This is a genomic window from Pontibacter liquoris (assembly GCF_022758235.1).
GTDB lineage: Bacteria > Bacteroidota > Bacteroidia > Cytophagales > Hymenobacteraceae > Pontibacter > Pontibacter liquoris.
The window spans coordinates 1,410,479-1,435,674 of record NZ_JALEBG010000001.1 but is presented as its reverse complement, the minus strand read 5'-3'; the positions used below and the strand labels follow the sequence as shown (position 1 = coordinate 1,435,674).

The window sequence follows — 25,196 nt, the reverse complement described above, 5'->3', positions numbered from 1 at the left end:
GGGAGTACCTGCCTGCTTAATGGGTGATAAATTCTTTCTGTTCCATGGCTTTTCGCGCATCCATCAGCCTGTTAATGGCCGTGATATTGGTGAGCACGGCCATGACCGTAATCGGCAAGGTAAATACTGACATAGTTTCGAATATATGGAATGGGATGCCGGGAATGTATACTTTATAGTCGGGTCCCACAAAGTAATCCGTAATGCCGCAGGCAATGGCCGACAAGCCGATCAGCACAATGCGTTCCGGCCGCTGCATCAGGCCGCCTCTGCACTCCACGCCCAGCCCCTCAGCCCGGGCGCGGGTATAGCTCACCATCATCGACCCGATCAAAGCTATAAAAGCGAACAGGGAGCTAAGCAGGTAATGGTGAGCGATCAGGTAGTAGCAGATGCCCATGAACATGATCATTTCGCTGTAACGGTCCAGCACCGAATCATACATAGCACCGAACCGGGAGCCCATGTTACCCAGCCGGGCCACCTGCCCGTCGAGCATGTCGAAAACGCCGGCAAACAGCACAAGGGCCCCGGCCCAGCCCACATATTGCAGCTCGCCCCGGTTGCTGCTCTCCCCACCCCAGATAAAGATGGCCGCCACCCCGATGTTGAGGAACAGGCCAGTGGTAGTCACCGCATTGGGCGTAAATCCCATCCGGATCAGGAGCCTCACAACAGGGTTGATCACTTTGTAGATGCCCTGCTGCAGCGTGTCACGAAGTACTGTTCTGTCCATAACGTATCGGCTGATTAAATATCACATGCAACTTTAGTCCTTATACCTATTTTAGATACATTTGGATTATTCAGCCTGGCAACATGTTTCCTCCGTAGAAGGGAATGCATGGATTTACATCCTGATTTGCGCGTTTTGTACCGCAAGGCAAGGTTTCTTTACCGGAATACATAGCGCTTGTGGATGATGTAGTTGTAAAAGAAACCGACAAACAAGGACGTAAAGGCTTTGGAGTACATATAATTCACGCCGCTATAATGCGTGACAGCAAATACACCCGTTGCATTCAGCAGCAGGCTGCCGTTCCACACCATTAGGTATTTAAAGGCCTGGGTAGGCATGGTTCTTCCTGAAGCGTTGAAAACCCAGGTCCGGCCCAGCGAAAAGTGCGTTACGCCTCCTGAGATCGTGCCGATCACCGTGCCGGCCAGGTACCAGAACCCGAAGTATTCCACCGCCAAGATCGTGACTAAAAAGTCTACAAACGAGGCAAGCAAAGAAGCGGCCTGCGCTTTAAGGAAGGTGAACATCTAAGGTATCCTCCAGCATTAAAAACAGTTGTAAAATGATATTGGCATAAATGCCCGCGGCTACGTCGTCCAGCATCACGCCCCAGCCGCCCCGCAATTTCTCCAGTCGCCTGATGTATAAGGGCTTTACAATATCAAAGAAGCGAAACAGCACCAGGCCCGCCAGCAGAGTGGCGCCGGTAACAGGTATAAACAACAGGCTGATGCACATACCGGCCACCTCATCAATCACCACTTTTTTGTCGTCCTTGCCCCAGAGCGGCTCAACTTTGCCTGCTGCCCATACTCCCAGGGCTGTCAGCAGCAGCGTTGCTGTGGGCAGCCCGCGCACCACCTGCTCTCCGCCTGCCTGCGCGAGGGCATACAGGCACAGGCTGGTCGCTGCTGCTGCTGCCGTACCGCCGCCCTTGCCCAGGTAGCCAATGCCGAGGCTGGTAGAAACAAGTTTATATACGTTTATCATACGAAGCCAATTTCAGCGCCCAAACTTAAATACGCAGGCTGCGGCTTTCTGTGCTGTTAACGTCGCCTGCGAAGGTCCTGTTCAAAGGGTAGCGGGTGCTGCTTTTCTACCAGACACGGTGCCGGAGCGCACGCCTATAACCACTTGTTTTCCTTGTACCACTGTAACGTCTGCGCAAGCCCGGTGGCCAGGTCATACTTCGGCACAAACCCCAACTCTTTTCTGATCCGGTCGATGCTGCAATACCAGTTCTCAGCCGTCAGTTCCCGAAGCTTTTCCCGGTTCAGGGCCGGCGCTTTGTCCTGGCCGGCATATGCTGCCTCCAGCACGCCAGCCACCACTTTTACTAGACCCAGAGGCAGGTAAAACCGAAAAGCTTTTTTGCCCAGCACCTGCCTGGTCATATCAGCCAGCGCATAGCGGTCGTAGCTTTGTCCGTCGGAAATATTGTAGCTCGCAGGCAGGGCTTCAGCCTGTAGCGCCAGCATCACGGCCCTTGCCAGGTCGGTTGCGTGCACAAAGCTTAACCGTTGCGGCTGCCGGCTTATATACGGATCCAGGCCGCTGCTTAGTATTTTCAATAGTATAAAAATGTCCCGCTCCCGGGGGCCATAGACCGCCGTGGGCCGCAACACCACCATAGGCAATCCTTCTACTTCCGCTAGGAGCTGCTCGGCCAGCAACTTGCTTCGGCCATAGGCTGTAACAGGCTGCGGGGCGCTTTGTTCGTGAATGGGGCTCGTATCCTGGTAGGCGATGGGACCGAGCGCAGCCAGGCTGCTGATAAAAACGAACTTGCGGAGCGGCATAGCTGCAGCAGCGGCTGCCATAGCCAGGTTCTTTGTGAAGCCGGCGTTTATTAGGGTATATTCCTGTTCTGAGCGGGCCCTGGTGGTCCCTGCCGCATGGATGATATAATGGTACTGCTTTTCCTCCAGCGCTTTTTGCAGCGCTTGGCTGTCGGTAAAATCCAGCGCCGCATACTTGATGGGGAATGCCTCCAGCTGCGCCACCTCGGAGGTGGGGCGCACAGCAGCGTATACTTCCAGGCCGGCCTGTACAGCTGCCGCTACCAGGTGAAAGCCTATAAAGCCGCTTGCACCCGTTATTAGTACCCGTTCGTTCATAGGGCCTTTTCGTAGATGCGGTAGCGCTTATATGGTTTGGCCGCCATGTTCAGCAGCCCCTGGTTCATCATGACGTTATTTTCCAATATCCACGAGGCTTCGGCCATTTTCATGTTCTTTTCCCGGTACTTCTGCATGGCAGCGCCATAAAAAACAGCTTCGATGCCCATTTTCCGGTACCCCTCTACCACGCCCAGCGCCAGGATGCGCACGGCATTGATCTTGCTGCGTTGCGTGAGCAATTTGAAGATGCCGGTGGGCAAAAGGCGGCCTCGTTTTATTTGTTTCTGGATCTGGTTAATGTCCGGAATGGCCAGGGAGAAACCCACCATCCGGCCCTGGTGCTCGGCTACCAGGCAGAAATCCGGGTCTACGATCATTTTAAGATCTTTGGCCAGGTAGTCAAATTCTTTGGCCGTCATGGGCACAAAGCCCAGGTTCTTGTCCCAGGCCGCGTTATAGATCTCGCGGAGCCTGGCAGCTTCCTCTTTATACTTTTTTAGGTTGATCGGCCGGATGATGATGCCTTTCTTTTCGAGCCTTTCCCGGAACACCTGGGATAAGCGGTAAGCTTTGTCGTTGAAGTTTTCGGCCAGGAACTGGTAAGCGATCAGGTCCACCTTTTTCATAAACCCCTGCTGCTCAAGCAAATCCACATAGTAAGTATAATTGTAGGGCATCATTACGACCGGCGAGCTGTCGAAGCCTTCTACCAGCAGCCCGCAGGTTTCGTTTGTAGAGAAATTCACCGGCCCGATCATGGTTTTCGCCTCCCGGGCCAGCAGCCAGCGCCGCACTTCCCCGAAGAGCAGATCCACTACTTCCGCATCCTCCACCGCGTCAAAAAAGCCAAAGAAGCCGTCCTGGCTGTTGTTAAAAGCATTATGGTTGTTATTCAGGATCGCGGCTACCCTTCCTACCACCTTGCCGTCGTGGTACGCCAGAAAAGGTTGCAGGGAGGAGTGCTCGTGAAAGGGGTGTTTGCCGGGCGTGAGCAGATCTTTCTGTGCAATAAACAGCTCCGGCACATAGTAGGGGTCATCCTGATACAGGGCATGCGGAAAGTCGATGAAGGCCTTCAGTTGCCGGGCGGTATTAACAGGCAGTACTTGCTTCATAAGAGGTATCCCTGGTGTTGATGCCCACATACTTAAAAGCTTCGGCAATTTTGGTTACCGCTTCCTCGATCTGGCCGAAGGTATGCGTGGCCATGATCGAAAGCCGCAGCAGGGTGGCGTTAGCCGGCACAGCAGGCGCAACGACCGGGTTCACAAAAATACCGTTGTCCTGCAGCACCTTCGTTACCAGAAAGGTATGATCGTTATCCCGCACGTAGATTGGTATGATCGGGGTTTCGGTGGGGCCCAGGTCCAGCCCGGCTGCCCGCAGCAAGGTGTTGGCATACCGGGTATTGGCCCACAGGCGCGCAATGCGCTCCGGCTCCGACTGCACAATGTCCAGCGCGGCCAGCGTACTGGCCACCGAAGCCGGCGACATGCTGGCGCTGAAGATCAGCGAGCGGGCGTGATGTTTGAGGTACAGGATAGTATCGCTGTCGCTGGCAATAAAGCCGCCCAAGGAGGCCAGTGATTTGCTAAAGGTGCCCATGATCAGGTCTACCTGGTGGGTCAGGCCGAAGTGCGAGGCCGTGCCGGCCCCCATTTCGCCGATCACGCCCAGCGCATGGGCGTCGTCTACCATCACGCTGCCGCCGTAGCGTTCGGCCAGTGTTACCAGCTCCGGTAATTTCACGATATCGCCTTCCATACTAAAGACACCATCCACCACAATTAGCTTGATGGCATCGGCCGGCAGCCTGCTTAGTTTCTGCTCCAGGTCCTGCATGTCGTTGTGGTGGTATTTGATCACGCGGGAAAAGGAAAGCCGGCTGCCATCAATGATGGAGGCATGGTTATACTCGTCCAGAATGATGTAATCATTACGGCCCGTAAGACTGGAGATAACCCCCAGGTTCACCTGAAAACCCGTGCTGAATACCAGGGCGGCCGCTTTGCCCACGTGCTCGGCCAGCCTTTTTTCCAGTTCCAGGTGGATGTCCAGCGTGCCGTTCAGAAACCGGGAGCCGGCGCAACCGGTGCCATACTGCTCGATGGCCTTGATGGCGGCTTCTTTTACTTTCGGATGATTGGTAAGTCCCAGATAAGCATTTGACCCGAACATCAACACCTTCTTCCCCTCAATGATTACCTCAGTGTCCTGTGCCGACTTAATGGACCGGAAATAAGGATATGCCCCCTGCGCCTGCGCTCTGTCTGCCGCCAGATGAGCGGCACTCTTCTCACGGGTGAGAATTTTCTTGCGTAGTAAATTACTCATCTGTTTATACTTAAATCCCCTATAACATTTCCAATATTGATTTAGAACGGTCTTATAAATAATTCGTTCTAACTATTATATAGTTATTTTATTTTCTTGCCGGCTGGCACCGCCGCAGGCAGCAGCATTCCCTTTAAGAACATCTGGTTTAGGTTTTGGTTTTCTTGCCCCAGCGCAGGCCGAAGGAATATAGCCATACATTGAGTACCGGCAGCTTGGCGGTCCGATGCGTTGAGCATACCCGGCCGGAAGTATGACTGAAAAAGGGGCAACAGCAAAACACCTGTTCTAAAGCCCAGTTGGCTATATTTGTAAATCTTTCGGAGTAAACCCTGGCGGATGCGCAACAGGATGGTGGCATTCTCAATATTAAATCGTATATTGTAGAAATATTGAACAAATATGCCGCTGCGCTTGTAGTAGGTATAGATTAAACAACACAACATGAATAACGGAACAGTAAAATTCTTTAATGACCTGAAAGGGTTTGGGTTCATCAAAGAAACAAATTCAGATCAGGAGTACTTCGTACACGTTTCTGGCCTGGTAGATGAGATCAGAGAAAATGATGACGTAACTTTTGATCTGCAGGAAGGCAGAAAAGGACTAAACGCGGTGAACGTAAAGCGTGCTTAGTTTTAACATATAAGTTACTATAAAAAAGCCTTACGTCTGTAAGGCTTTTTTATTTGCTTGCGCGAGTCTGTTTTATACTTACTGCGCTAACTCAGAGTATCATACGATAACCTAAACCTACTCCCATGAACAGAAAATATATAGTAGACACAACCACACGCAATTACCTTTGCGTTGCTTTGCAAAAAGGACAGGACTGGTCACCGGTAAACCAGGAGTCGCTTCCTGAATTTATGGAATCCTGCCCCAACAAAGACGAGGCAGACTTTGAGCTGGTGCAGGGCGAATACAACGACAATTCCTTTTTCGAAAAGTGGATTCGCAACGGCACAAACTTTCTTTTCCGTTACTAGCCGGAAAAGCTCTCTATATCGTACACATTATATAGCATAAAAGACCAACGAACAAGAACACATTATGGGTAGATCACAAGAAACATTTAGTAAAAAAGAAAAAGAAAAGAAAAAGCTGAAGAAAAGGCAGGACAAAGAACAGAAGAAGGAAGAGCGGAATGCCACTTCCAGCAAGGGCAAAGGAATTGATGAAATGCTGGCCTACGTGGATGAGAACGGTAACATAACCTCTACCCCTCCGGACCCGACCAAGAAGAAGAAAGAAATCAAGCAGGAGGATATCCAGATCGGCGTATCCAAGCAGGCAGAGCCGGACCCGGCAGACCTGATCCGGAAAGGCACGGTTACCTTCTTTAACACGTCGAAAGGCTACGGCTTTATCAAAGATCACGAAACCCAGGAAAGCATTTTTGTGCACCAGAATGCCCTGACAAGTGTGATCAAGGAAAACGACAAGGTAACGTTTGAGGTAGAGAAAGGCCAGAAAGGCCTGAATGCCATTAACGTACACCTGGCCAGCTAAGCACATTGGCGCTCCAAAACTGTAAGCTTCTTTGGGCTTGAACATGTTTACTGCGCCTTTTACATATCAGTGCCGAAGGTGCAGGTAAACGTTCGTTTAAATAGCATTTACCTGCACCTTCTGTAACCACATGCAGGGATCTTAGCGGCCTAATGACCAGGCTGCCCCTCCCTGCTACCATGTTATACCCCAGCTTTAAAATGCTGCTCCGATACCAGATCTGAGCGGCTTTTTTGCTTTTACGCCAGCCTTTCGCTCAGTTGGGCTACAACACTAGCTGGGCATATAGCCGCTCGAGCGTTTCCGGGGCATCTGTGCAGAGGCCCGGGTGTACAGGCGATGTTTGTACGATCGTGCTGCGCGTAGCCGTGAGCCAGCGGAATCGCGAGGCGACCGGCAACTGCCCGATTGTGCCGCCTGTGGCGCGGCCCCCGCATATGCGCTCGAAGGCGTGCAACCGCTCCATTACTTCCTCCAGGTCCAGATCCGCAGAAAAAGCGCGCAGGCGGGCTTCGTTCAGCGCAAAACGGGTTTGCAGAAAGCCTTTGGCGGCACAGTACATGATCACGCCCACGTTCAGAAATTCCTCGCGCTCTACCCGGGGTACCACCCGGATAACGGCATACTCAAATAAGTGCTTTTCTTGCATCCTGCGCTTCTTTGACAAAAATTTCTGAATGGGCTAAGCGGATCTCTAAAAACCGAGCATAGGCCTGGCGGTGTTCTTCGGCGGTAGCAAACGGCGACTCTACCGATAACCATTCCTCTGGAATAAGTCCGACAATCGCTTGAATTCGTTCGGGGGTAAGTATGGCGCGGAACGCAGCATCCACCGCCTCTAGCTCCGAAGCCTGGGGCAGCAGCACATGGTCTTTTACCTGCACAAACGGCCGCTTGGCCTGCTCCTCCCAGTTTTGCCAGGAGTGATGAAAGTATAAAGCAGCCCCATGGTCGATGAGCCATAGTTCCTTGTGCCACATCAGCATGTTGGTATTGCGGGGTGTGCGGTCTACGTTGATCAGCACGCAATCCAGCCACACGATCTGCGAAGCAAGCTGCGGCGCTACGGTTGTGACCAGCGCATCGAAAGTGATGGCGCCCGACAGGTAATGCAATCCCAGGTTCAGGCCTTCGCTGGCGCGCAGCAGGTCCTGTATTTCCTCGTCCGGTTCGGTGCGCCCGAAGGCCTCATCCAGCTCAATGAACACGATCTCGGGCACCCGCAAGCCCAGCAGGCGGGCAATCTCCCCGCCCAATAGTTCCGCAATCAGTGCTTTGATGCCCTGTCCGGCTCCCCGGAACTTGAGCACATACATAAACTCATCATCAGCCTCCACAATGGCCGGCAAAGAGCCGCCCTCCCGCAAAGGAGTAACATAGCGGATCACCTCAACGGTCCGAAGCTGCGGTTGTCTCTCATTCATAAAACCTGTTTTGACTCTAGTCGCTCCTGCAAACGGCTACACTTGACGTGCTGCTGGCGGAAGCTTCCGTGAAAGTAAGGACAAAATTCAGGAAATCAGCGCAGCAATAACCAAAAGACGGATAAGTGTGCAGCAGGGAGCACACAAGGGCGCGAAAAGAGGAAAATATACCTGCATGGACGTAAGTCCACCAATGAGCAGGAAAACAGGGAAAAGCCCGGTTTAAAGGTAGAGCCGTTAAGTTCTACTTTTTTGTGCTTATCTTTTTAGAACTTAACAGCCCTGAGGTTTTTTAATAGGATAATTTAACTTATTACCAGGCACCGCTATAGTCCTACTTCCCTCCTTCCGTTCACACTCCTTCTCTCTTGGGATTATATGCCTAACCGGCGCTGTTGCCTAGCCGCAATGGCTAGTTGTTTAAACTTATACCTTGTGTTATGCCCGCGCAACAGACACTGGGTGCCTATCCTAACTGGCTGCAGCAACCCTGGTTTTCCGGTTGTTGAATTCAACAGGCAGGATGCTCCGCATGGCCACCGGCAAAAGGTTTATAAAAGCTTTTTAAAGGCTTTCAGGGTCTTCTCGCTGTTTCTGACATAGTCATACACCTGCTTGAAATACCGCTTCACGTTGGTATTAGACATATCCCGGTTAAAAAAGATCTCCTCTTTTTCTTTCGATGTTGTCACAAGTAAGTATTCGTCAGACTCCATCAGCCTGAGGATTGCCTGTAGCTTTTCCATACCTGGTTACAGAAATTTAATTGCTCGTAAATAGATGCTGTTTTAGTTTTGGACTGGTATTCAGAAGCGTTTGCTGCTTTCAGTAAGAAGTATATCCAGGTCCCTTGAAACAAGTATATCGGATTGCTTTCACAATCGCAAAAAAAATCCTGCTTTATCTATATATACAAATCCATACTTCGTTTAATCCTATCCACAACAAAACTTCAGATTGCCTGACTGGCGTTCAAAAGCCTGGCGTGCATAGCCATACTTGCTTGTCTATTCCAGAGGTATACCGGTGTGAATGTATAAATCCATAAAATCCTCACATGATTCTCAGATACTTTCCGGAGCCTAAAATGGTCGTAATATTTAGGTGATAACAAGTTGGTTTGTAATAGTCAGCAGGCGCAGGCAGTAAACTTATCTTGCGACACAGCAGTACAAACAAGTAAGTATATCTACCCCGACCATGGAAAACCCGGAAGAAGCCCTGGAAAAAGCCGGCACACTCCTGCCCGACCCGATGGCCCTTGTGCCAAGTGCCCTAAAAGAAGTGAATGTGTTGTTTATAGGCCCTGTGGTAAACAACTATTTTATACCTGCGCCTGATAAAAAGCAAACGCCGCCCCGCTGGGAACAGGGCAGCTACAGGCTAGCCTCCGGCAAATGGCCATCGCCCGGAAGCACAGCCGACCTGATGGACCTGACGCCCTATAACGGTTCTTCCATCATGGTGATTGCCTCGGCCTGGAACGAGGAAGTCATCAGCCAGGCGCGTATCTTTGGCGTGCTTAACAATGTTGCCTGCGAGGTGATCCAGACGTTTGCCTATGAGCACCTGCAGGAGAAGGAAGAGGAAATCACCGTATATATCTCAGGGATTGGGAATTGAAAGTATAGCGGCACCGGATAAAAGTATGCCCGTTTGAATGCCGGTTTACCTTAATGGCAAAACAATAGCCCGCCTCCGAAAGAAAGCCAGCCGCCCGTTCCCCTCAGGCTCCTATATTTGCAAAACGGCTTTTATACTTGTTAAATAGCACTTCTTCGTTTTACCGGTGTAAAGCATCCTCCCTTGCTCTCTTTCCCGTATTCTCAAATTTCTTAAGAGGATCAGGAGTTGCTTGTCAGGACTACGGGTGCTGCCGGGGCGGCTACTGTGATGGGTAACACAATGGTAAACTCGGTATACTCCCCTTCCACCGAATCAACCAGCAGTTCTCCGCCATGCCCTTTGGTAATGATGTCGTAGCTGATCGACAAGCCCAGCCCCGTGCCCTGCCCGGTAGGTTTGGTCGTGAAGAACGGCTGAAACACCTTGCTCCTTAAAGCCTCCGGAATGCCGGTTCCATTGTCTCTGATCTTGATTTCCACATGCTCCTGACTGTGGCTGGTGTATACTTCTACTTTAGGTTCGTACACCTGCCCTGCCGTAGTATGCTTTTTCTTTTGCTGGGTTGCATAAAAGGCATTGTTAAACAGGTTCAATAGCACGCGGCCCAGCTCCTGGGGCACCACATCTACTTTCTCTAGTTCAGCATCCAGGTTGGTGACCAGCGAGGCGTTAAAGGTTTTGTCTTTTGCCCGCAGCCCGTGGTAAGCCAGACGCAGGTATTCGTCTACCAAGGTATTGATGTCGGTCGGTTCTTTTTCGCCTGTGGTTGTTTTGGAATGCTGCAGCATGCTCTTCACGATCGAGGCGGCCCGCTTGCCGTGCTCCCGAATTTTATGCAGGTTTTCTTTCAGGTCGGCAGCAAGCGCCAGCACCTGATTTTTGTTATCGGCCGTGGCTTCCTGCTCCAGCTCTTCTATCAACTCTTCCGATACTTCCGAGAAGTTATTCACAAAGTTGAGCGGGTTCTGGATCTCGTGCGCAATACCGGCGGTTAGCTCTCCCAGCGAAGCCATTTTTTCTGCCTGGATCAGCTTTGCCTGCGTGCGCTTCATTTTATGATAGGCCTTTTCTATTTCGCGGGCCTGCACAAGCTCCCGTTCCCGTGCGCGGTGGCGCTCTCTCCTGATCAGCCGGCGGCGCTGCAGGCGGTTCACTTTCAGCACGGTGCCTGCCAGCAATACCCCATACAACAGGTAGGCCCACCAGGTATTCCACCAATGCGGCCTGACACGAATCGCCAGCGCTTTCTCCGCCCATACGTTGTCGCTGTTAGCGGCCCGTACCCGCAGCACATAGTTACCCGAAGGCACGTTATAATAAGCGGCCGTGCGGTCAGTTGATTGGCGCCAGTCGTGGTCATAGTTCTCGAGCTTGAACAAGAACTTATTTTGCTCCGGATTGCTGAAATGGATGCCGGTAAAATCAACTGAGAAAACTTTTTGATCGGGTCCCAGCGCAATTTTACCTGTTTCGCTCAGGGGTGCGTTCAGCGGGCCGCCTTTACCAGGCAGCACAGGCGTATTGAAGATGCGCAAACCGGTAAACGTGATCAGCGGAGGATAATCGTTTGGCACCCACTGCTGCGGATAAAAGGCATAATACCCGGTGTTGTTGCCAAAATAAAGTTTGCCATCGCGGCCTTTGTAGCCCGCCCGGAAAGTGAGGGTTTTGGGTGTTATCCCATAAGGCTCCTTGAGCAGGGTTATTTTTTCCCGGGTTTTATCTACTTTAAGCAGCCCTTTTTTTGTACCGAACCAAAGGTTGCCCTCCTCATCGGGCACAATGCTTTTGATGTTGATCACCTCCTCATTGAGGTCTGTTTTAAAAGGGATGAACGCATCGGCTGCCCGGTCGAACCTGAAAATACCGGATGATTCGGTCGCCACCCAAACAACATTTTGGTCATCCTTTATAATAGCCGATACATTAGTGCCCAGTAAATACTTCTTCGAACGGTTTCGCTGAATGTCGTACAGGTTCACGCCGCCACCATAGCGGGTGCCCAGCCACAGATACCCATTTCTGTCTTCCAGCACAGACACGATCATGTTATGGCTGATACTTCCCGGATCGTTCGGATCACTTTGATGATGCGCGAAGGTGCCTTTCTCCTTGTCCATTTTATCGAGGCCGAAACCGGTTGCCAGCCAGAAACTGCCATGGCTATCTTCCAGCATGGCGTATACCGGGCCACCGCTTAAAGTGGTCAAGTCTTTCTCATCATGCTGGTAGCTGGTAAAGGTGCCGGTGCGGGCGTTATACTTGTTCAGGTCGCCGCTGGCATTTCCCAGCCATATGTCGCCCTTGTGGTCTTTATAGATGGAATAAACGGTATCCGCGCTTATACTTGCCGGATTAGCCGGATCATGTCTAAACTGCTTTACCGCGCCACTCCGCAAATCCTGGCGGCGCAATCCTTTGGAGGTTCCGATTAACAGAAAACCGGCCGCATCCTCGTAAAAACTGTAGACATCAGTATTGGTTACAACATGCGGTATACTTTGCCGGTGCGGGTCAAGCCGGAACAGGTTGCCATTGGCCGTACCAAACCACAACGTGCCCTCTTGGGTGGTATAAGCAGCCCAGATATTATTATCATCTAAACCTGTTTGCTGAGCAGTGCTTTTCTGGTAAGTCGTCACCTTCCCTGTGCCAGGGTCGTAGCGGTTTAATCCGCTGTCGTAGGTACCGATCCAGATTGCACCTGCATCATCCTGCAGGATAATGTTTACGCCATCATTTTGCTTTTCCTTGTCTACATAAGGACGGCTTAATTTACTGGGGTGCGCGGCATCATAGGGCAGCCGTTCGAATGTGCCTTTTTCCCGGTCCATCCGGTGCAGGCCATCCCCGTGAGTGCCTACCCAGAAGGTACCGCTCTTGTCTTCATAGATGGCACGTACCCAATTTGAGACCAGGGTGTTGTTCTTGTTAGGATCATGCTTGTAGCGTGTAAAGGTGCCGGTCTTTGGGTTAAAGCGGTTCAGGCCGCCTTCTTCGGGTTTCGATTCCCAGGGGCTGCCTGTTCCGACCCAGATACTCCCCTGCCGGTCCTGGTAAAGTGCCCTGACTTTGTTATCGCTTATACTTGCTGCATTGGCCGGGTCGTACTGATAGTGGGTGAAAGTGCCTGTTTCGGGGTGAAACAAGTTAAGCCCTTTATGCGTGCCCACCCACAGATTGCCCTCCCGATCCTGCAGCAGTGCCGTTACCAGGTCATCACTCAGGCTATTGGGGTCTTTAGGATCATGCCGGTAATGCGTAAACGTCCCTGTCCGGGGATCCAGCCTGTCCAGTCCCGTGGCCCACACGCCTATCCAGATCATGCCGTCCTGGCCGGTCGTAATACACTCTAACCGGTTATCGGCTAACGAATTATGGTCAAAGCGTTTGTTTGTATAGGAAGTTAACGTATAGCCGTCATACTTATAGAGGCCGGTATGGGTAGCTACCCAGAGAAAGCCCTGTTTATCCTGCGTAATGCCGGCTATCAGCCCCAGGCCGCCGTCTTTTTCTACGGCAACTTTGTTAAAGATCAGGTTCTGCGCCTGCAGGCAGCAGCAGGAAATGCCCCATAAAAGCAGCAAGGCAGCAAGGTGGCGGGTGACGAAGTGCAGCATATCCTTCAAGTTGTGTGATCCCTGAATGAAAGAATTATAAACGCCTGCTTTCGTAGGGCCGCAAGCAGGAAATCCGGTAGGTTAAAACTCACTTGTAAAGGGCTAAGATCATCGCAGCAGGTAGAAAAAGACAGCTATCCTGAACTTGCGCCCTTACCTCTGCCGGGTATGATGTGAATAGGCTTATACTACTGCGTTAAGGAAAAACTATTAACAAAGGAAAACAGCGGCTTTGGAAGCAAAGCAGCTGAACGGGGAGGCTAATAGGCTATATTCGAATACTATGTACGATCTTATGAAATTTAAGTATGACCCAACTCATAATTTATAGCACTTTCAAACAGCAATAACAATTACGTTCTGGTCAAGCGCTGCCAGCCCATGCCAGTATTTAAGGATATACAATTGATACCCCAAAGTATAACTGTTGGCACCGCTTACGCACAAAAGGAAATGGTTTGTACATAAGGGTAAATACAAATTGCACTTACACCACATTTAATTAACTCTTATCCAGCTTAATCGTTAAATTACTATAACAGAGAAAAGCTATCATTCTGAACTTTTAACAGGAGCGAGACCGCGCCTGCTTTGCCTGCCGAAGCTTTATACTTTAAAAGCGAAGTATACCTGCGGCACCATATTCTTTAAGATATCACCCTGCTTTAAATAAGCCTTTTTACTGGCTTTATAGTTATAGAAAGAACTACCTGTTGCGCTGATTACCCGTCATTAGGAATAGTACTGCCACCATGAAAAAAGCCCTCTGCCTGCTTTTATTTGGGTTGCTGCTGGCTGCCATGCCCCTGCATGCACAGGAGGGTGCGGCCGACAGCCTGAAAACGCTTTTAGCCCAGCATCCCCAGCCCGACACCACCCGCGCGCAATTATTAAACGACCTGGCCTACGAACTAAAGGCAACCGACCCGGAGCAAAGCTACACGATGGCCTCGCAAGCCCTGCAGCTCGCCCGCAAACTAAAGTATAGGAAAGTAGAAGCCACGGCTTTACGCCGCATTGGAAGTTATTACTACCAGCAAGCCGATTATACCGCCGCACTCAGCGCCTTTGAAGAAGCCCGGCAGGTAGCTACCCGGATCGGTGATAGTACCACCATTGCCTGGGCGCTTAATGGCAAAGGCACAATTTACCACAGCCAGTCCGATTACCCCCGCGCGCTACAGTTTTACCTGCAAGCGGTGCAGGTATTTGAAAAAACAGGCAAGAACAAGGAAGCAGCTTCCATTATGGGCAATGTGGGTGTGCTTTACAAAGAGATGGGTGAACTCAGGTCGGCGCTTACGTATTTCCAACGCGGGTTAAAACTGCAGGAACAATTAGGCGATAAAAGTGAGGTGGCCCGTTTCCTGAATAACATAGGCGGCGTTTACAGCGACCAGCAGCAGTATGCGCAGGCCGAAACGGCTTACAACCGAAGCCTGACCCTGAGCAGGGAAACCGAAAACAAGGAACTGGAAGCCCTGGTGCTGCGCAACCTGGTAGAGGTAAAAGGCAAGCAGCAGCAATACGACCAGGCGCTGGCTTATGGTTCCCGCGCCATCTCCCTCTTCCAGGCGCTGGGCGAGAAAGAAGGCGTGGCCGATGCCTGTTACCAGGTAGCGGCCGTTCAGCTGGATGCCGGCCACCCTGATAGTGCGCTATACTATGCCAACCGGGCGCTGGCGCTGGCCGAAGAGATCGGCTTTAAACGCAACATCCACAACACCTACGAAGTACTGGCGCAGGCCTACGCGGCTAAAAAAAATTATCCGAAGGCCTACCAGGCGCAACAGCTATACCTGGCCTACAAAGACAGCCTGACCGGCGAAGACAAGCAAAATACGGTAGCCGGGCTAAAGTTTCAGTACGAGCTGGATAAAAAGCAGTCGGAGATTGCCATGCTCACCAAAGACAGGCAATTGCAAGAAGAACGGGCCAGCCGGCAACGGCAGCAGAAGTATGCCCTGCTGGCCGTACTTGGCCTGCTGGTGCTCATCGCCGGTATACTGGTAGGCTACAACCGGAAGCAGCAGCGTACCAACCGCCTGCTCAGGCAGCAGAAAGCCGAGATCGACGACCAGGCACAACGCCTGCACCAGCTTAACGGCGAGCTGAACAAAACGAACGAAGAACTGCTGCATCAAAAAGAAACGATCACGGAGCAGCGCGACCACCTGGAAGGAACGTTACACGAACTCAAGATCACACAGGAACAACTGGTGCAGCGCGAAAAGATGGCCTCACTGGGAGAAGTAACCGCCGGTATCGCCCACGAAATCCAGAACCCGCTCAACTTTGTGAATAACTTCTCGGAGGTATCAGTCGAGATCCTGCAGGAGCTTCGGGAAGAACTACAGTCAGGTAAAGCAGCGCCGGTCGAAACCTTACTGGCTGACCTGGAACAAAACCTGGAAAAGATCACGCAACATGGCAAACGGGCCGATTCTATTGTCAAAGACATGCTCCAGCACTCGGGCAGCTCCTCCGGCGAAAAGCAGCCAACCGACGTCAATGCGCTTGTGGACGAGTACCTGCGCCTGGCCTACCACGGACTGCGGGCAAAAGACAAAAGTTTTAACGCCTCGCTGGTCACCAACTACGACAGCCAGGCAAAGAAGATCGGCGTGGTGCCGCAGGAACTAGGTCGGGTGCTGCTCAACCTGTTTAACAATGCCTTTTATGCGACCCAGCAAAAGAAAACACAGCTGAATGGCCAGTATGAGCCCGAACTTAAAGTGACCACCTGCCAGCAGAATGGCCAACTGGAGATTACGATCCGTGACAACGGCACGGGCATACCCGAGCAGGTCAGAAGCAAAGTGTTCCAGCCGTTCTTTACCACCAAGCCCACCGGCCAGGGCACCGGCCTGGGACTGTCCCTCAGCTACGACATCATCACCAAAGGGCATGGGGGACAGCTGCAGGTAGAAACAAAGGAAGGAGAATACTCGGAATTCAGGATCAGCCTGCCCACAGGGAATTAACCTGCTTCTACTTTTGCATATAGTCAGTATCTAAGTATAGCTAACCGGAGGGCTTCCTGCATACCCTGCCTGTAACAAGTAGCAGCTGATGCCCTTCCTGTTTAAGCGGGCTATGAATTGGTCAAGCGCGGATTAACAGAAGGCGGAATCACGAAGAAACAGTAAAGTATAAAAGCAACCTGTTTTACGCATCAGTCCTACGCGGGCCAGGAAGTATAAAGGTAGGGTGCCGTAGCCAGTTACCGGAAGAACGGCAAGCCGCAATAGAGAAAAACGGAGGAGAAGTATGGAAGCAAACGCAACACTGGAAGAACTTTTGGAGGAGAACAAAAAGCTCCGGAAAGCACTTCAGAAAGCAAAGGAAAAGAAATCCGCTAAGGGCGTGGAAACCATGTTCCGGACCACCATGGGCAGCCATTTACAGCTGAGTTCCATCGCAGACAGCAAAGCGAACCTGATGATCTCTATCAACGCGATCATTGCTTCGATCATGATCTCGTCTTTTGTCAGGAATTTTGCGAGTGTTCCGCATTTGCTGTTTCCTTCTATTTTGCTGACGGGGGTGTGCATGCTGACGACCAGCTTCGCTGTGCTGGCTACCCGCCCCCATATTGCTCCTTCCCGGGAAGCGGCAGGCAAAAGAGACCTGCTCTTTTTCGGGGATTATATCACCTTAAGCCGGGATGCTTATCAGCAAAGTATGAAAGAAATGATGCAGGACCCGGACAAGTTGTATACCACCATGATCGACAATATATACTTGCAGGGGAAAGTCCTGGCCCGGAAATATCGCCTCCTGAAATTGTCTTATACTGTCTTTGTGATCGGCCTTGGGCTTGTATTCGTTAGTTATGTACTTGCCTGGGCCTTTTTCAGACGCTAGCCTTATATTGGGCAGCATGCCTATTCCAGCACTTCATACGTCATTACAGGCTTCTCTTTGTTTTTGAGCTTCAATTCCCCTATTGGTTTGCAAATAAAAGATTCTTTAATTTTTTCGCAGGAGGTATTGGTGATCACAATTTGCCCGGGCTGGGCCATCGACTGCAGCCGCTGCGCCACATTTACGGCATCGCCGATCACTGTATAATCCAGCCGCCGGAGCGAAGCAGAGCCGATATTCCCCGAGATCACATCGCCGGCATTGATCCCGATCGACACCTGGGGTTTATAGACGGTACCACCCGCCAGTTTTTGTTCGAACGATCCCAGCTTTTTCCGAACGGCCAGCGCCGCTTCCACGCACCTGTCCAGGTGATAGTTGCCCCGGAAAACAGCCATTACCGCATCTCCCAGAAACTTGTCGATGCGACCGCCCTGCTCAATGATCTCGTGCACCATCAGGTCGAACATACTGTTGAGCAGGTTCACCACCTCATTGGCCGACACCTGCTCTGCAATGGCTGTAAACCCGCAAATATCGATGAACATCACAGTGGCCTCCACCGACTCATTTACCAGCAGGCTATTTTCAAATTCCTGGTGGGTCATAAAGCTCAGCACCGACTCGTCTACATACATCTTCAGGATGTTATTTTCCTTTATGGCCTGCAGCGTGTTGCGCATCTGGGTTACATGCTGCAGCGTTTTATTCACGGTCAGCTCCAGGTCTTCAAAATCCACGGGCTTGCACACAAAATCGTAGGCGCCCCGGTTCATGGCCGTGCGGATGTTTTCCATGTCGCCGTACGCCGATACAATCACGGTTTTGATGATGGGGTTTGTTTCCGGAAGCTTTGTGAGCAAGGTCAGGCCGTCCATTACCGGCATGTTGATATCGGTCAGCACAATATCCAGGTCCGGATGATCGTGTAATTTCTCCAGCGCCTCCGCGCCATTCTGGGCAAAAACAAACTCATAAGTGTTATCCCGTATCTTGCGCCTGAATTTCTGCTTGATCAGAAGTTCCATATCGGCCTCATCATCAACCACCAGTATCTTTGCCATCAAACGTCAGCACTTTAAGTTTATCTTTCAGCTTAGGGAAGTCGAGGGGTTTGGTCAGGAAATCATCGGCTCCGTACTGCATGGCCTGCTGATAATTCTCCGCGTCGCTGTAGGCGGTGATCATCATGATGACGGGCGGGGCCACGGCATACTTCTCCCGCAGTAACCGCAGCAGTTCCAGGCCGCTCATGCCGGGCATGTTGATGTCCGACAAGATCAGGACGACCTCAAAAGGATGCTGCTCGATGTAGGTATACGCTTCCTCGCCGGACAATGCAAAAGCCAGCTCTACTTCTCCCGTACGCACCTCTTTGCGGAAACGCTGCACAAAAAGCGGCTGCACGTCGGCTTCGTCGTCCACTACCAGTATTTTCATAGCTTGTTTGTATCAGGCACTTTAATCCGGCTTTTACACCGGCTTTCTTTCTTAAATCATCATACTACGTTTGGCCTGCTGTCTACCTGCTGTTATTACTTTACAGCAGGGTGACTCATGGCTGCAGCAGGCTGCTGCAGGGTGGCGCTTTTGCTGTCCATGATGCGCAGGCGGCGGCAGAGGGTTTTCAGGATGCCCTTGAGCACCTCGGGATTGTTGAGCATGATCTCGTAAAAAGGCTCCTGCTCCAGTTTCAGCAGGATGGTTTCTTCGGTGGTGGTGGCGCTGGCAGACCGCTTTTCGGCATCCAGCACCGAGAGTTCGCCCACAATATCGTTCTCTTCCAGCAGGGCCAGGGTCAGCCCGCCGTCGTGGATGCGGATGCGGCCTTTAAAGATAAAGTACATGCCTTTGCCCACATCGCCCTTCGAGAACACACACACGTCCGATTCTAGGTATACTTCCTCCAGTATGCCGGCCAGGCCTACCAGTTCCTGCTCGGGTATGTTTCTGAATATCTCCGAAGCCTTTAACATGAGTACCTTCTCTATCAGCAGCATAAGCACGGGTTTAGCTTAACATGGATACAACATAATTCCGGGTTTCGCGGAAAAGCGGGTCTTCTTTCCCAGCGTCCTTCTCCAGGAGTTGAAGCGGAAAGCTTTTATCCTGGAGCCGGGGGATCAGGTAACAGGCCACCGACCGCGTCCAGGACGTGCAGCCGGCCATATTATCGAGGAGGATCTCCCGGATGATGGCCCCGGTAGTCCTGCGTTTGCCCGGCGGCGCCTCTACCTGGTTGCGCGCGACATCCTGCATAAACTCAATCAGGCCATCCAGGCTGGTAAAGTACCGGTTCGGAATAAGCAGCTCAAGCATTTCCACGGCATTCGATAGTTTGTGCCTGTAGCCCAGTTTATACAGTGTTATTACCCTTTCTATACGCTCCTGATCATAAACAAGCGAAAGCCCTTTTAGGATTCGGAGTATATCCTGGTTGATCTCGGAGCAGATGGCTTGCTGCAGAAGCGCCGCGGCCTTGTCGGGGAACAGCTGCTGGCAGTAGTTCTTTTTCAGCTGATTCTGTTCCAGTTTCTGGGCCACCCAGGCTTCCAGCAGCTTTCTGGTCTCGCCTGATAAGGCTGCTTTCTTTTCACAGAGGGCTTCTACTACCAAGTCGCTGTGCGCCGGGTAGCGTTTCAGGGCCGTTTCCAGGAAAAGGGTGGTATGGGTACCTTTTATTTTGCCGGCCGCTTTCAGCAGTATGGGGAGCAGCGGCTCGGGCAGCTCCTCCAGGCCCATGTATTCGGCCTTGTAAATCAGGTCGCCATAAGCAAGCAAAGCTTTTTGCAACGCCGGGTAAGCCCCTGTTTTTACGGCTACCGCGGCGGCTGTTTTAAAAAGCGGGTAATATTTTACCTTGCCCGCCACAGTTATGGCGCTGGTATACACCCTGGGTTCGGCATCCTGCAAGAGGGCGGCTACCAGGTGCTCATACTTGCCCTCCCTTGCTGCTGCCATGATATCCAGCGCCAGCAGCTTTTCTTCTGTGTTGCCCGCAGCCATAGCCGACAGCTCTTGCAAAGCAGGCTTGCTGGCTGCACCGGGGTGGTTGAGCAGGCCGATCATGGCTTCTTTCTTACAGGCCGGGTCCAGGCGCTGTAGTGCCTGCAAACTGCCCTCCCCTTTTTGCAGGTAGAACTGCGCCCTGATCAGCAGGGGCCGCAGCCGGGGGTCGGGCTGGTGTTCCAGTTGATGTTCGATCAAAGGCAACGCCCCCACCATGTTGTTTTCGATGATCCGGGCCAACGTATACTCCTTTACTTCCCGGGAATCGCTTTTTAAATGCCGCATCAGCAGTGTATGGATGGCGGGATAGCCGGATCGTTCCAGCAGGTTAAGCGCCTCCAGGACCTCCTGGGGTTTGGCGCTGGCGGTTTTCTGCACCAGCAGTTCCGTAACGGCAGCATCATTCAGAAATAAGCTCGTGCCCGAGAAAAAACCTTTCTGCAGGGTCTTTACCAAGGTATGCAGGTAGGCCTTCCGGATCAGGAACACACTGCCTGCCCAGAGCAGGAGCAAGAAAAACAACACCTCCGAAACGCCTGTGATGGTAAGCCCGCCATACTGCTGCAGGTTATACGTGAGGCACGCGCCAACCAGGAACAGGGCCAGCGGCAAAGTATAGCCTTTGATGGTATGGCCTTTCAGGCGGCTGTGCGGCGACAACGGCTGGAACAGCACAAAGGCCACCGGGTCCTGCAGGGTAGCGCGCAACACCTCCGCCAGCAGCACCATCATGCCAAAAACATACATATAAGTGGGCAGCCCTTCGGCTGAGGCCAGAATAAACAGGTTAACTAAAAACAGGAGCACAGGCGCCACCAGCAGCGAATTGGCCAGCCCGAACCGGGCGATCACTTTGCTGCTGAAGATCAGCTTGAAGAGAATGGCCAGCAGGCGCCCGGCAGCAAAAAAGACGGACAGGAAAGTGGCCACCTCATGGCTGCCCGACGTTTCCAGTTTTATTTCGGAGAGAAAAGTAAAATCGAGCACAAAGAAGATCGTATAGCCGATCAGCGCCCAGACCGCGATGCTGCCGATCAGGTTATTCTGAAAGTAATACGCCCAGAACGATTCGTTTTTGTGGGGATGCGGCCGATGCGCATGCGTGGCAGCGGGCTCCTCGGTTTCGGGAACTGCCGCAACGTTAAAAGCGGACAACAGCACGTAAGCAAGTATAAAACAGGCAATGGAAACCCATAACAGGTTTACCACCCCGATAAAAGGCACCAGGGCCGTAACAGAAAGATAGCCCAGCATCTTGGCCGGCAGGTCGCCGGCCCCTACAATGGCAGCCAGCCGCTTCCCTTCCCGCACATTAAACCGCATGGCCACCATACCCCAGAATGCATCCCCGACCAGCATATAGATAACCAGGTTCCAGATAACGAGCAGTGGTGGCAGCCACCGGACGGTGGTAAAAGCCATGACCAGCCAGCAGACCAGCACTGAAACGGCCGAAAAGAGGATCACCAGCTGCAATAACCTGCCCGGGGTAAAGCGGGCCTCAAAACGGGCATACAGCAGGATGAACACGAACAGGCAGGCCGCAGCAAGGATGTAAACCAAGGGCAGCACCCTGATCTCAAACGAAGAAAGGAACAGGGCCAGGCTCGCCGTGGAAAAAAAAGCCACCGCAGCGCCCAGTAAGAACTCGATCAGGAACAGCGCCCGGACCAGTTTCACTTCGCCATACCTGATATTAAGCAGCCGCGCTAACGTTCGAAACATAGAGCTACAGTTAAAGGCCTAAAAAAGGGGGATACCAGACAGCTACGTATGCGACAAAGGAATTTCTTTATCACTATACAATTATTCTAATATTTCATTTTCCTTTTCTACGAAAGAACGTACACAAAAGGAGGAAGAAAAGCCGCTGAATTTCAGAAAACTGTTACCGGAAGGGTGTTTGTGATGACAAATTGTGATGATCGGATAACTTCGCCGCTGCCATGGGCTATCTGGAGCCACGGTTTGCTTCAGGCTCGATGCGCACGTGGCAGGGGCTATGCTGGGTATAGAGAAGTATGAAACGGCCCCATTAAAAGCAAGGCCGTTTATATTTCATTTGCTGGCCTCCCGCTAGCGCGGGTTTATAACGTGGCCCGGCAGCAGATCATTCTGGCTCTGTAAAATACCGTTTTATACTTCTTTTGCTGGCGCAGGTATGTAACCCGTGTCATACATATGCTGCCGGATTTATAATCCGGCTGGGGCAGAGGCTTATACTACAGCCGGTAGCGAACTAGGGTAGTTGCTACACAGCTACTGCTTAGGCTAGCCAGACGCTCGCAGGACCTTCGGACACTGCGAGGTCCAGGAAACTTTTTAACTTTCTACCCCTCTAACTCTCAAACTCCTAAACTCCCCTACTCCAATTCACTTCCGGAAAAACCACTTCCAGCTGCCGCTTGATCACCCGGTAATTCCCTTTCCAGAAACTGGCCAGATCTGACACGGTGGTGATCGGCTTCAGATCGGGCGATAGCAAAGCCAGCTCTACCGTCATTTCGCCTTCATCTACCGTTGGGCTTTCCTCCCAGCCCAGCACATCCTGCAATCTGATCTCCAGTTTGGGCTGAGAACCATCGGGTTTATACTCCAGCTCGATACCTGATCCATCGGGCAGGTTTATACTTTGGGGAGCCAGCACGTCCATGCGCGCCAGTTTCTCTGTGTCTAAAAACTTCTGAAGTATGGGCAGCAGCTCCAGCTCCATCAGCTCGTCCGGGTGCTCGATGTCGAAGAGGTAGGGCTTCAGCCAGTCCCAGTTGGTCATGAGAAGCGTGGAGGTGCTCACGTCAGGCCAGGCTTCGGAGGGGCGCCATTTGCGCAGGCTCAGCACGCGGTTTTGCCATTGGGTTACCTCGTGGTTAAAGTCCAGCAGGTGGTCTCCTTCCTGTTTGATGGCTTCGGACATGGCGGGTACGCGGTGCTTCTCGTCGGGAGGTGGCAGCGGTTTGCTTTGCAGCACGATGCTGCCGATGCGCGTGTCCATGGAGGCGGTGAGTTCGCCGTCGTTTACGTCCCAGTGGTATACTTCCTGCTGCTTCACGAGCGGGGCCAGGTCGCGGGGATTGAGTGGCGATGCCAGGAAAATGCGGCCCGGGTTGTCGCCCGTACCGGCGTGCAGGTGCGCGATGGCCAGCCAGGGCTCGTGCGCCAGGTCGTCGCGGTGACCGGCAGAGGCGTATTGGCCGCTTGCCAACTGGAACTGGGCGTTGTTGCCGGGGCGTGCGTAGGCGATGCGCTCGGGGTAGCAATGCGTCAGCAGCACACCGGTTTCATACTCGTCAAATTTGCCGTTGTCGGCTTCTATACTGAACAGCTGGCGGTACGAGCGGGCGACCTTCTCGATCTTGCCGAAACGCTTGCCCTGCCCCTGCTCTTTCCGATACCTGCGGAGGGCTTCAATTCTTAAATTAATGTCGATGCCGGCGTTGCGGTCCAGCGGATCGCGCTCTTCCAGTACGGCGGCAATATCGCTTGCCAGCGCCACCTGGCCGGTTTCTTCGGCTTTGAGCAGCATGTGCGCGATGCGCGGGTGACACGGCAGCGCGTGCATTTTCTTGCCGTGCTCCGTAATGCGGCCGTGCTCCAGCGCCTGCAGCTGGTGCAGCATGCCGGTGGCCGATTGCAGGGCAGCGCGCGGCGGCGGGTTGAGCCAGGTCAGGCCACGGATATCCATAATGCACCACTGCGCCATGTCGAGCACCAGCGAAGACAGGTCGGCTTCCAGGATTTCGGGGGTGCGGTGCGGTGCCATGCGCTCCTGCGTTGTTTTGCTCCACATGCGGTAGGCCGTACCCGGGCCCAGGCGACCGGCGCGACCGGCACGCTGGTCGGCGGCGTCTTTGGAGATGCGCACCGTTTCGAGGCGCGACAACCCGGACTTCGGATCGAAGCGGGAGGTTTTGCCAAAGCCCGTATCCACTACCACCGACACGCCTTCTATGGTTAAGCTGGTCTCGGCTATACTTGTGGCGAGCACCACTTTGCGTTTGCCTTCGCGGTTGGGCATGATGGCAGCGTACTGCTTGCCGAAGGGCAGCATACCGAACAGCGGGTGGATCATGACGCCGCGCATTTGCCTGCGCAGCAATTCTTCCACTTTCCGGATGTCGTTTTCGCCGGGCAGGAACACGAGTATATCCCCTTCCCGCTCCTGCGCTGCCTGCTGCACTACTTTGGCCGTCATTTCGGGCAGCATGCGGTCATCGGCGTCGCCGGTATAAAAGGTTTCGACGGGGTATTGCCGCCCCATACTTTGCGCCACCGGGGCCTGCAGCATTTTGGTGAGATGCGGCATATCCAGGGTGGCCGACATCACCATGATGCGCAGGTCCGGTCGAAGCGTTTGCTGCGCTTCCCGGCTCAGGGCCATGGCGACATCAGCATGGATGCTGCGCTCATGAAACTCGTCGAAGATCACGATGCCCACGCCCGTAAGCCCGCGGTCGCTGTGGATCATGCGGGTGAGGATTCCTTCGGTGACGACCTCGATGCGGGTTTTATCGGAAATGCGGGTCTCGAAACGGATGCGGTAACCGACCGTCTGGCCTACCTCCTCGCCCAGCAGCTGCGCCAGGCGCTCGGCAATGGTTTTGGCCGCCAGACGCCGGGGCTCCAACATGATGATCTTCTGGCCTGTCAGCCATACTTCATCGAGTATAGCCAGCGGCAGCAAGGTACTTTTACCGGCTCCGGGAGGGGCGTTTACGATCAGCGTGTTCTGCGCCGCCAGGTGCTCCCTAACGGCAGGTATAATTTCCCGAACGGGTAAGTCTATGGTAAATGGGTTGAAGGGCAAGATTGGTAAGCTTTAATGATAAACTAAAACAGGTACACCTCTATACCTAATCACAAAGGTACAGGATGTTTTCAGGAGCCAATAAAGCTACATTCTTATCAGATGAAAAATGCTACAAAGATGTAATTTGAATTAAACTAT

General features: G+C 52.5%; 22 protein-coding genes. 6 read left to right on the top strand and 16 right to left on the bottom strand.

Annotated elements, in window-relative coordinates; translation table 11 throughout:
- Positions 1 to 16: 16 nt before the first annotated feature.
- The 7 genes from LWL52_RS05925 to LWL52_RS05895 all read right to left on the bottom strand — a co-directional run bounded on the left by LWL52_RS05925 (position 17) and on the right by LWL52_RS05895 (position 5,432).
- Positions 17 to 736, bottom strand: a complete 720-nt coding sequence (locus LWL52_RS05925) for a CDP-alcohol phosphatidyltransferase family protein (protein WP_242917858.1) — start codon at positions 734 to 736, stop codon at positions 17 to 19.
- Positions 737 to 894: 158 nt separating this feature from the next.
- Positions 895 to 1,266, bottom strand: a complete 372-nt coding sequence (locus LWL52_RS05920; protein ID WP_242917856.1) for a GtrA family protein — start codon at positions 1,264 to 1,266, stop codon at positions 895 to 897.
- Positions 1,250 to 1,729, bottom strand: coding sequence for a phosphatidylglycerophosphatase A family protein (locus LWL52_RS05915; RefSeq protein WP_242917854.1), 480 nt, complete (start codon positions 1,727 to 1,729; stop codon positions 1,250 to 1,252). The genes LWL52_RS05920 and LWL52_RS05915 overlap by 17 nt, the downstream gene beginning before the upstream one ends.
- A gap of 134 nt (positions 1,730 to 1,863) precedes the next feature.
- Positions 1,864 to 2,856 carry an NAD-dependent epimerase/dehydratase family protein gene (locus LWL52_RS05910; RefSeq protein WP_242917852.1) on the bottom strand — a complete coding sequence of 331 codons (993 nt, stop codon included), beginning with the start codon at positions 2,854 to 2,856 and terminating at the stop codon, positions 1,864 to 1,866.
- Positions 2,853 to 3,974, bottom strand: coding sequence for a GNAT family N-acetyltransferase (locus LWL52_RS05905; protein ID WP_242917850.1), 1,122 nt, complete (start codon positions 3,972 to 3,974; stop codon positions 2,853 to 2,855). Before LWL52_RS05905 ends, LWL52_RS05910 begins: the two co-directional genes overlap by 4 nt.
- Positions 3,952 to 5,193: a serine palmitoyltransferase gene (gene spt, locus LWL52_RS05900; RefSeq protein WP_242917848.1), complete on the bottom strand. Its 1,242-nt coding sequence runs from the start codon at positions 5,191 to 5,193 to the stop codon at positions 3,952 to 3,954. The genes LWL52_RS05905 and spt overlap by 23 nt, the downstream gene beginning before the upstream one ends.
- An 83-nt stretch (positions 5,194 to 5,276) precedes the next feature.
- Positions 5,277 to 5,432 carry a hypothetical protein gene (locus LWL52_RS05895; RefSeq protein ID WP_242917846.1) on the bottom strand — a complete coding sequence of 52 codons (156 nt, stop codon included), beginning with the start codon at positions 5,430 to 5,432 and terminating at the stop codon, positions 5,277 to 5,279.
- 205 nt (positions 5,433 to 5,637) lie between these two features.
- Here LWL52_RS05895 and LWL52_RS05890 point away from each other — a divergent pair, with 205 nt between their 5' ends.
- The 3 genes from LWL52_RS05890 (at position 5,638) to LWL52_RS05880 (ending at position 6,705) form a co-directional block, all read left to right on the top strand.
- Positions 5,638 to 5,829 carry a cold-shock protein gene (locus LWL52_RS05890; protein WP_242917844.1) on the top strand — a complete coding sequence of 64 codons (192 nt, stop codon included), beginning with the start codon at positions 5,638 to 5,640 and terminating at the stop codon, positions 5,827 to 5,829.
- 125 nt (positions 5,830 to 5,954) lie between these two features.
- A complete protein-coding gene (locus tag LWL52_RS05885; RefSeq protein ID WP_242917842.1) occupies positions 5,955 to 6,182 on the top strand; it encodes a hypothetical protein in 228 nt (75 codons plus the stop codon).
- 64 nt (positions 6,183 to 6,246) lie between these two features.
- Complete coding sequence (locus LWL52_RS05880) at positions 6,247 to 6,705, top strand: cold-shock protein (RefSeq protein ID WP_242917840.1); 459 nt, start codon at positions 6,247 to 6,249, stop codon at positions 6,703 to 6,705.
- Between the two features lie 265 nt (positions 6,706 to 6,970).
- Here the strand turns inward: LWL52_RS05880 and LWL52_RS05875 are convergent, their stop codons facing one another.
- From LWL52_RS05875 to LWL52_RS05865, 3 genes are all read right to left on the bottom strand, one after another.
- Complete coding sequence (locus LWL52_RS05875) at positions 6,971 to 7,354, bottom strand: DUF3037 domain-containing protein (protein ID WP_242917838.1); 384 nt, start codon at positions 7,352 to 7,354, stop codon at positions 6,971 to 6,973.
- A complete protein-coding gene (locus LWL52_RS05870) occupies positions 7,332 to 8,129 on the bottom strand; it encodes a HipA family kinase (RefSeq protein WP_242917836.1) in 798 nt (265 codons plus the stop codon). The genes LWL52_RS05875 and LWL52_RS05870 overlap by 23 nt, the downstream gene beginning before the upstream one ends.
- Positions 8,130 to 8,680: 551 nt before the next feature.
- The gene (locus LWL52_RS05865) at positions 8,681 to 8,875 is read right to left on the bottom strand and encodes a hypothetical protein (protein ID WP_242917834.1); all 195 of its coding nucleotides are present in this window, start codon (positions 8,873 to 8,875) and stop codon (positions 8,681 to 8,683) included.
- 454 nt (positions 8,876 to 9,329) lie between these two features.
- Between LWL52_RS05865 and LWL52_RS05860 the strand changes: the two genes are divergently transcribed.
- The gene (locus tag LWL52_RS05860) at positions 9,330 to 9,752 is read left to right on the top strand and encodes a hypothetical protein (RefSeq protein ID WP_242917832.1); all 423 of its coding nucleotides are present in this window, start codon (positions 9,330 to 9,332) and stop codon (positions 9,750 to 9,752) included.
- A gap of 221 nt (positions 9,753 to 9,973) precedes the next feature.
- Here LWL52_RS05860 and LWL52_RS05855 read toward each other — a convergent pair whose 3' ends face one another.
- The gene (locus LWL52_RS05855; protein WP_242917830.1) at positions 9,974 to 13,375 is read right to left on the bottom strand and encodes a sensor histidine kinase; all 3,402 of its coding nucleotides are present in this window, start codon (positions 13,373 to 13,375) and stop codon (positions 9,974 to 9,976) included.
- 752 nt (positions 13,376 to 14,127) lie between these two features.
- On the opposite strand from LWL52_RS05855, the gene LWL52_RS05850 reads away from it, so the two are divergent.
- Both LWL52_RS05850 and LWL52_RS05845 read left to right on the top strand, forming a co-directional pair.
- Positions 14,128 to 16,359, top strand: a complete 2,232-nt coding sequence (locus LWL52_RS05850; protein WP_242917828.1) for a tetratricopeptide repeat protein — start codon at positions 14,128 to 14,130, stop codon at positions 16,357 to 16,359.
- Between the two features lie 286 nt (positions 16,360 to 16,645).
- Positions 16,646 to 17,242: a Pycsar system effector family protein gene (locus LWL52_RS05845; protein ID WP_242917826.1), complete on the top strand. Its 597-nt coding sequence runs from the start codon at positions 16,646 to 16,648 to the stop codon at positions 17,240 to 17,242.
- 20 nt (positions 17,243 to 17,262) lie between these two features.
- On the opposite strand, the gene LWL52_RS05840 is transcribed toward LWL52_RS05845, so the two are convergent.
- The 5 genes from LWL52_RS05840 to hrpB all read right to left on the bottom strand — a co-directional run bounded on the left by LWL52_RS05840 (position 17,263) and on the right by hrpB (position 25,055).
- Entirely contained in the window at positions 17,263 to 18,309 is a 1,047-nt protein-coding gene (locus tag LWL52_RS05840; protein WP_242917824.1) for an adenylate/guanylate cyclase domain-containing protein, read from the bottom strand.
- A complete protein-coding gene (locus LWL52_RS05835) occupies positions 18,284 to 18,682 on the bottom strand; it encodes a response regulator (RefSeq protein WP_242917822.1) in 399 nt (132 codons plus the stop codon). The genes LWL52_RS05840 and LWL52_RS05835 overlap by 26 nt, the downstream gene beginning before the upstream one ends.
- A 95-nt stretch (positions 18,683 to 18,777) precedes the next feature.
- Complete coding sequence (locus LWL52_RS05830; RefSeq protein WP_242917820.1) at positions 18,778 to 19,242, bottom strand: Crp/Fnr family transcriptional regulator; 465 nt, start codon at positions 19,240 to 19,242, stop codon at positions 18,778 to 18,780.
- 10 nt (positions 19,243 to 19,252) lie between these two features.
- On the bottom strand, positions 19,253 to 21,976 hold the full coding sequence (locus LWL52_RS05825; protein ID WP_242917818.1) for an NTP/NDP exchange transporter: 2,724 nt from the start codon (positions 21,974 to 21,976) through the stop codon (positions 19,253 to 19,255).
- Between the two features lie 628 nt (positions 21,977 to 22,604).
- Positions 22,605 to 25,055 (bottom strand): ATP-dependent helicase HrpB, encoded by a 2,451-nt coding sequence (gene hrpB, locus LWL52_RS05820; RefSeq protein ID WP_242917816.1) that lies wholly within the window; start codon positions 25,053 to 25,055, stop codon positions 22,605 to 22,607.
- Positions 25,056 to 25,196: the final 141 nt, after the last annotated feature.

Bases quoted from the DNA above. Each gene is read 5' to 3' on its own strand.
- LWL52_RS05855 (WP_242917830.1), bottom strand. From the start codon at position 13,375: ATGCTGCACTTCGTCACCCGCCACCTTGCTGCCTTGCTGCTTTTATGG.
- LWL52_RS05920 (WP_242917856.1), bottom strand. From the start codon at position 1,266: ATGTTCACCTTCCTTAAAGCGCAGGCCGCTTCTTTGCTTGCCTCGTTT.
- LWL52_RS05895 (WP_242917846.1), bottom strand. From the start codon at position 5,432: ATGCTCAACGCATCGGACCGCCAAGCTGCCGGTACTCAATGTATGGCT.
- LWL52_RS05905 (WP_242917850.1), bottom strand. From the start codon at position 3,974: ATGAAGCAAGTACTGCCTGTTAATACCGCCCGGCAACTGAAGGCCTTC.
- LWL52_RS05830 (WP_242917820.1), bottom strand. From the start codon at position 19,242: ATGCTGCTGATAGAGAAGGTACTCATGTTAAAGGCTTCGGAGATATTC.
- LWL52_RS05870 (WP_242917836.1), bottom strand. From the start codon at position 8,129: ATGAATGAGAGACAACCGCAGCTTCGGACCGTTGAGGTGATCCGCTAT.
- LWL52_RS05875 (WP_242917838.1), bottom strand. From the start codon at position 7,354: ATGCAAGAAAAGCACTTATTTGAGTATGCCGTTATCCGGGTGGTACCC.
- LWL52_RS05865 (WP_242917834.1), bottom strand. From the start codon at position 8,875: ATGGAAAAGCTACAGGCAATCCTCAGGCTGATGGAGTCTGACGAATAC.
- LWL52_RS05890 (WP_242917844.1), top strand. From the start codon at position 5,638: ATGAATAACGGAACAGTAAAATTCTTTAATGACCTGAAAGGGTTTGGG.
- LWL52_RS05925 (WP_242917858.1), bottom strand. From the start codon at position 736: ATGGACAGAACAGTACTTCGTGACACGCTGCAGCAGGGCATCTACAAA.
- LWL52_RS05845 (WP_242917826.1), top strand. From the start codon at position 16,646: ATGGAAGCAAACGCAACACTGGAAGAACTTTTGGAGGAGAACAAAAAG.
- LWL52_RS05885 (WP_242917842.1), top strand. From the start codon at position 5,955: ATGAACAGAAAATATATAGTAGACACAACCACACGCAATTACCTTTGC.
- LWL52_RS05850 (WP_242917828.1), top strand. From the start codon at position 14,128: ATGAAAAAAGCCCTCTGCCTGCTTTTATTTGGGTTGCTGCTGGCTGCC.
- spt (WP_242917848.1), bottom strand. From the start codon at position 5,193: ATGAGTAATTTACTACGCAAGAAAATTCTCACCCGTGAGAAGAGTGCC.
- LWL52_RS05825 (WP_242917818.1), bottom strand. From the start codon at position 21,976: ATGTTTCGAACGTTAGCGCGGCTGCTTAATATCAGGTATGGCGAAGTG.
- LWL52_RS05915 (WP_242917854.1), bottom strand. From the start codon at position 1,729: ATGATAAACGTATATAAACTTGTTTCTACCAGCCTCGGCATTGGCTAC.
- LWL52_RS05880 (WP_242917840.1), top strand. From the start codon at position 6,247: ATGGGTAGATCACAAGAAACATTTAGTAAAAAAGAAAAAGAAAAGAAA.
- LWL52_RS05910 (WP_242917852.1), bottom strand. From the start codon at position 2,856: ATGAACGAACGGGTACTAATAACGGGTGCAAGCGGCTTTATAGGCTTT.
- LWL52_RS05835 (WP_242917822.1), bottom strand. From the start codon at position 18,682: ATGAAAATACTGGTAGTGGACGACGAAGCCGACGTGCAGCCGCTTTTT.
- LWL52_RS05860 (WP_242917832.1), top strand. From the start codon at position 9,330: ATGGAAAACCCGGAAGAAGCCCTGGAAAAAGCCGGCACACTCCTGCCC.